The sequence below is a fragment of the Arthrobacter crystallopoietes BAB-32 genome, assembly GCF_000328305.2.
In the GTDB taxonomy this organism is placed as follows: Bacteria; Actinomycetota; Actinomycetes; order Actinomycetales; family Micrococcaceae; genus Crystallibacter; species Crystallibacter crystallopoietes_A.
The window spans coordinates 1-5,246 of sequence record NZ_ANPE02000015.1; the positions used below are offsets into that span (position 1 = coordinate 1).

The 5,246-nt window shown below is 63.9% G+C and carries 6 protein-coding genes; 1 reads left to right on the forward strand and 5 read right to left on the reverse strand.

Annotated elements, in window-relative coordinates; all coding sequences use genetic code 11:
• On the forward strand, positions 1-518 hold a 518-nt coding region (locus D477_RS00300), incomplete at its 5' end, for a zinc-binding dehydrogenase (protein WP_005266124.1).
• Positions 519-572: 54 nt separating this feature from the next.
• On the opposite strand, the gene D477_RS00305 is transcribed toward D477_RS00300, so the two are convergent.
• From D477_RS00305 to D477_RS00325, 5 genes are all read right to left on the reverse strand, one after another.
• The gene (locus D477_RS00305; RefSeq protein WP_005266125.1) at positions 573-1,376 is read right to left on the reverse strand and encodes an IclR family transcriptional regulator; all 804 of its coding nucleotides are present in this window, start codon (positions 1,374-1,376) and stop codon (positions 573-575) included.
• Between the two features lie 12 nt (positions 1,377-1,388).
• Entirely contained in the window at positions 1,389-1,865 is a 477-nt protein-coding gene (locus D477_RS00310) for a cupin domain-containing protein (protein WP_005266126.1), read from the reverse strand.
• A 35-nt stretch (positions 1,866-1,900) separates the two neighbouring features.
• Positions 1,901-2,722 carry an IclR family transcriptional regulator gene (locus D477_RS00315; protein WP_237740657.1) on the reverse strand — a complete coding sequence of 274 codons (822 nt, stop codon included), beginning with the start codon at positions 2,720-2,722 and terminating at the stop codon, positions 1,901-1,903.
• Positions 2,723-2,869: 147 nt separating this feature from the next.
• Positions 2,870-4,258, reverse strand: a complete 1,389-nt coding sequence (locus D477_RS00320; RefSeq protein WP_005266128.1) for an MFS transporter — start codon at positions 4,256-4,258, stop codon at positions 2,870-2,872.
• 212 nt (positions 4,259-4,470) lie between these two features.
• A partial coding sequence (locus tag D477_RS00325; protein WP_005266129.1) for a M24 family metallopeptidase occupies positions 4,471-5,246 on the reverse strand: 776 nt, incomplete at its 5' end.

Below are 5,246 nucleotides of genomic sequence, written 5' to 3' on the forward strand. Positions count from 1 at the left end.
GCGTCGGCATCGCCGCGATCGCCGGCGCCAAACTCGCCGGCGCCACCACGATCATCGCCGTCGACATCGACGACAACAAGATCGAAATGGCCAAACAACTCGGCGCCACCCACGGCATCAACTCCAAGGAACAGGACCCCGTCGAAGCCATCCGCTCACTCACCGGCGGCAACGGCGCCGACGTCGTCATCGAAGCCGTCGGCCGCCCCGAAACCTACAAACAGGCCTTCTACGCCCGCGACCTCGCCGGCCGCGTCGTCCTCGTCGGCGTCCCCACCCCCGACATGCAGTTGGAGCTGCCGCTGCTGGACGTCTTCGGCCGCGGCGGATCCCTGAAGTCCTCCTGGTACGGTGACTGCCTGCCCTCCCGCGACTTCCCCATGCTCGTCAACCACTACAAACAAGGCAACCTCGACCTCGACGCCTTCGTCACCGAACGCATCACCCTCGACCAAATCGAAGAAGCCTTCAACAAAATGCACGAAGGCAAAATCCTGCGCTCCGTCGTCGAAATCTGACACTCGCCACCATCGAAAGCGTGTGGTTCGCTGCGCCGTCGAAGCACTAACCGGCTACTCCACCGCGTAGCCCATCCGTGCGCTAATGTCGTGCCCGGCCTGCTTGAGGTCCTCAACCAGGCCGGGCACTTCTTCAGGTTTGAACCGGAAGGAAGGCCCGGAGATGCTCACGGAACCGATGACAGCGCCGATGTGATCGTGGACTGGCGCTGCAATCGCATTGAGGCCGATTTCGAATTCCTCGTACACCGTGGCGTAGCCGGCGGCGGCGATCTCAAGCAGTTGTTGTTCCAGCTTTTGCCGGGACGTAATCGTTTTGGCAGTCTGGGCGGGCATCCGGGTCTGCTTCAGAATTTGCAGGCGCTGCTCGGACGTCAGGCCTGCGAGCAGTACTTTGCCGCTTGATGTGGCATGGAGCGGCGTCAGGCTGCCGATCCAGTCGTGCGTGGCGAGCGATGAGGGGCCCATGGCCTGATCAACGTTGACCGCGTAGTTGGACCGCAGGACCGCCAGGTTTACGGTTTCCTTGTACTTGTCCGCCAATGCCTCCAGCACGGGCCGGGCTTCGTGGACCAGGCTCAGCCGGCCTGGAATGGCGTTGGCGAGGCGCAGGATCTCCAGCCCCAACTGGTACTTCCCCCGCTCGGAGTTCTGCTGGACCAGGCCGCCCTGGTCCAACGAAGCAAGCAGCCGCGATGCGGTGGACTTGTGTACGCCCATTTCTTCGGCGATGTCGCTGACGCCGGTGGCGCCGCGGCGAGCCAGGATTTTCAGCACGGTGATTGCCCGGTCCACCGATTGGACGCCGCGGTGCAGGCTTTCCGGCGACTCGTCGTCGAACTCTTCTAGGACTGACATGGCATCATCGTCTCAAATATCACGGCATGCCTGCGCATCGGCGCCGGCTGCAGTTCCTGCCCTGCCGGCCGACGGGCCGGCGTCGCCATTCCTGGCAGCCTGTGCAGCGGCGAAGGAACCGAACGAAGAATAGTCGGCGACGCCGGGTTCACCCCACACAACGAGCACCCGCAACTTACTCATGCCGGTGTTTGCCAGGTCGTGCTCGGAACCGACCGGGGCGAGCAGCGCGTCACCGGCCGCAAGGTCATGCCTCTCGCCGTCGAGGTGCATCCGTGCGGTTCCTTCGATGACGATGTAAAGCTCTTCAAGCGGACAGCTGTCAGCGGGATGGGCGTGCATGCCCTCGCTGCCGCCCGGCGGCAGTTCCCAAACCTGGACGGCGACGGGCAGCGTGGACTGGTTGTGGAACAGCCATTGCATGCGCACGGGCGCGGTTCCACCGTGAAGATCGTAGTCGAAGGCGAAGCTGCCGCGGCGTTCGAGCAAGTTGTCTCCCTTTCGGAGGTTGGGGCTGCGGCGCTTCAGGCAGCAGGCTGGCCGCCGAGGCGGACAGTGATCTTGGCGGCGGCCTGCCGGCAGGCTTCCGCCAAAGCTTGGAGCTGATCCGTCGACACTCTGAAGCGGGGCGCAGCGACCATGACGCAGCCGGCGAGGCCGCCCCGGTGGTCGAAGACCGGCGCTGCAACCCCCACCTCGTCCAGCGACGTCTCGCCGTAGTTGGTTGCGTAGCCCTGGGATGCGGCCTGCTTCAACCGGACCAAGTAGTCCTCGACGTTCTCGTCCGTGGCAGCAGGAAGCTGGATCTGGCCGGCCGAGAGCATGGCCCGGACCTTCTCGGTGCCTTCGTTGGCCAGGAAGACCTGGACTGACGAGCTCCAGGCGGTGTTGTAGCGTGTGCCCAGCGGCGTTGTGTGCTTGACCTGCTGGCGGCTGGGAACCTGCTCGACGCATACCGACTCGCCGCGGTTCCAGACCATGAACGTGCTGGTCTCGCCGGTACGTTCCGTCAGCTCCTGCAGGACGGGGTAGGCGGCGCGGCGCTCATCGAGGTCTGCCAGGAGGGGGCCGGCCACCGCGATGAGGCCAAGGCCGAGCTTGAAGCGGCGCGAGGACAAATCGCGCTCCACCAGGTCCTCCTGCTCAAGGGTGGCCAGGATGCGCGATACGGTGCTTTTGTGCAGGCCGACCTGCGCAGCGATCTCGGTGACTCCTTGGAGCGGCTGCTCGGCGGTGAAACAGCGGAGGACGTCGACAGCGTTCACCAGGACCGAGGCGCCCCGCGAATCCGAGGCGCCGTTGTCGTTCCCGCCTGCCGATGCGGCTGAAGGTTTCGAAACTGTCATGGTGCTGTCCATTCTGTCCTGGAACGCCTGGATGAGGATGATATTGACGGTGCGGCGCACCTGGTGAAGCGGCCGTGCCGCACCGTCCGTTGCCTTTCGCCGGGTCGGCTCAGGCGTTGATGAGGTTGTGCATTCGGAAGGTACCCCTTATTCGTGCCGCAGCGGTTGGTGGCTGGTTTCGCGCGAAAGGGCCACGGCTACCAGCGAGACTACAGCGGCAGCGACCAGGTACCAGGCCGGCGCCAGGTCGTTTGCGGTGAGGCTGATCAGCAGCGTGGCCACCATAGGTGCGGTGCCGCCGAAGAGCGCGTTGGAGAGATTGAAACTGACGGCGAAGCCGCTGTAGCGCACCTTGGTCGGGAACATCTCGGCCAGGAAACTCGGCAGGGTTCCGTCATTCAGGGTCAGCATCGCGCCCAACAGGATCTGGACCAGCACAATCACGAGGAAGCTTCCGGTGCCCAGGAGGGCGAAGGCCGGGACGGTCAGCAGAATGAAGGTGACCGAGGCCGAGATCAGGACCTTCTTGCGGCCGAAGCGGTCAGAAAGCATACCGGTGAGGAAGATGAAGCCGATGTAGGTCAGCAGGGCGATCGTGGTCGCGATGTAGGATTCGGTTGCCCCAAGCCCGAGTTCCTCGGACAGGTAGGTCGGCATGTAGCTGAGGATGACGTAGAAGCCGACGGCGTTGAGCAGTACGGCGCCAACGGCCTGAAGCAGCTGCCGCCAGTGCTGCCTGAACATGCTCTTGACCGGAGCCTTGACCGCGTGGTCCTCAGCGGCCAGCTCGCGGAAGGCCGGAGTGTCCTCAAGCTTGGTCCGGATGTACCGTCCGATGAGACCCATCGGGGCAGCCAGCAGGAACGGAATCCGCCAGCCCCAGTCCTGCATCTGGTCTGTGCTTAGGGTGGCCGTGAAGAGCGCGGTCAGCAGCGAACCCAAGAGCAGGCCGGTGGCGGTACTGGCCGGCACGACCGCGGCATAGATTCCTCGTCTGCGCGGGGGAGCGTATTCCACCAGGAATGCAGAGGCGCCCGCGTACTCGCCCGAGGCGGAGAAACCTTGAATGATGCGCACGAACAGCAGCAGCGCCGGAGCCCAGATGCCAATCGTTGCGTAGCCCGGGATCAGCGCGATGCAGAACGTCGCAGCGGACATGATCAGGATCGACAGAGAGAGCGCGGTGCGCCGCCCCACCCGGTCGCCGATGTGGCCCCAGACGAAGCCGCCGATGGGGCGCACCAGGAACGAGACAGCAAACAAGGCAAAGGTTGCCAGCAATGCGGTCTGCGGATCCGACTCGGGAAAGAAGACGACGGAGATAGTCGCGGCCAAGTAGCCGTACACGGCGTAATCGAACCATTCGACAAAGTTGCCGATGAAACTGGCCGCAATGACCCTGCGTCGGGTTTGCTTGCCGACCTTCTCCTCCAGCCGCCGCTGTCCGCTGAGTGATGCCGGAGCGTCTGGACGAGTGTCGAAAGGAGCATCCGAAGCGGGGGCGCCATTGCCCGCGTTCGTGTTGTGCTGTGTCATGGGGGAAGCCTTTGAGTTGATGATGTTGCATTTCTTGCAACGGGGTTGCATCAAAGGTAGGTATGATCCGCATCACTGTCAAGACCTCGCGGTCCTACCATGTCTTGATTGGGAGACGTTCTGCAGATCGTGCGGAAGAGGCTGCAGCTTTGCTCTTAACGCACGGATGGCGGCACAGCGTTGTGCTGTGCCGCCACTCGTGTGGTGGGGTTTTAGGCGTCGATGATGTTGTGTTCGGGGCCGAAGCCGAACTTGGTGATGTTCTCGACCTTGTCCTCGCCGATGACGAGGATGTCGTGTTCGCGGTAGCCGCCGGCACCGGGCTGGCCGTCAGCGACGGTGATCATCGGTTCCATCGAAACGACCATGCCGGGTTCGAGCACGGTGTCGATGTCCTCGCGCAGTTCCAGGCCCGCTTCGCGGCCGTAGTAGTGCGAGAGGACGCCGAAGGAGTGGCCGTAGCCGAAGGTGCGGTTCGGGAGCAGGCCGTAGCCGATGTAGATTTCGTTGAGTTCAGCGGCGATGTCCTTGCAGACGGCCCCCGGCTTGATGAGTTCGAGGCCGCGGCGGTGGACCTCGACGTTGATGTTCCACAGGCGCAGGCTTTCCTCGTCGGGCTGGCCGAGGAACATGGTGCGCTCGAGGGCGGTGTAGTAGCCGGAGGTCATCGGGAAGCAGTTCAGGGACAGGATGTCGCCGCGCTGCAGTTTGCGGGTGGTGGCCCAGTTGTGGGCGCCGTCGGTGTTGATGCCGGACTGGAACCAGACCCAGGTGTCGCGGACTTCGCGGTGCGGGAAGGTCTTGGCGATTTCGTGCACCATGGCTTCGGTGCCGATGAGCGCGACTTCGTACTCGGTGATGCCTTCGCGGATGGCTGCCTTGATGGCCTCGCCGCCGAGGTCGCCGATGCGGGCGCCGTGCTTGATGACCTCGATTTCCTCGGCGGACTTGATCATGCGCTGGCGCATGGCGTCCTGGGAGACGTCGA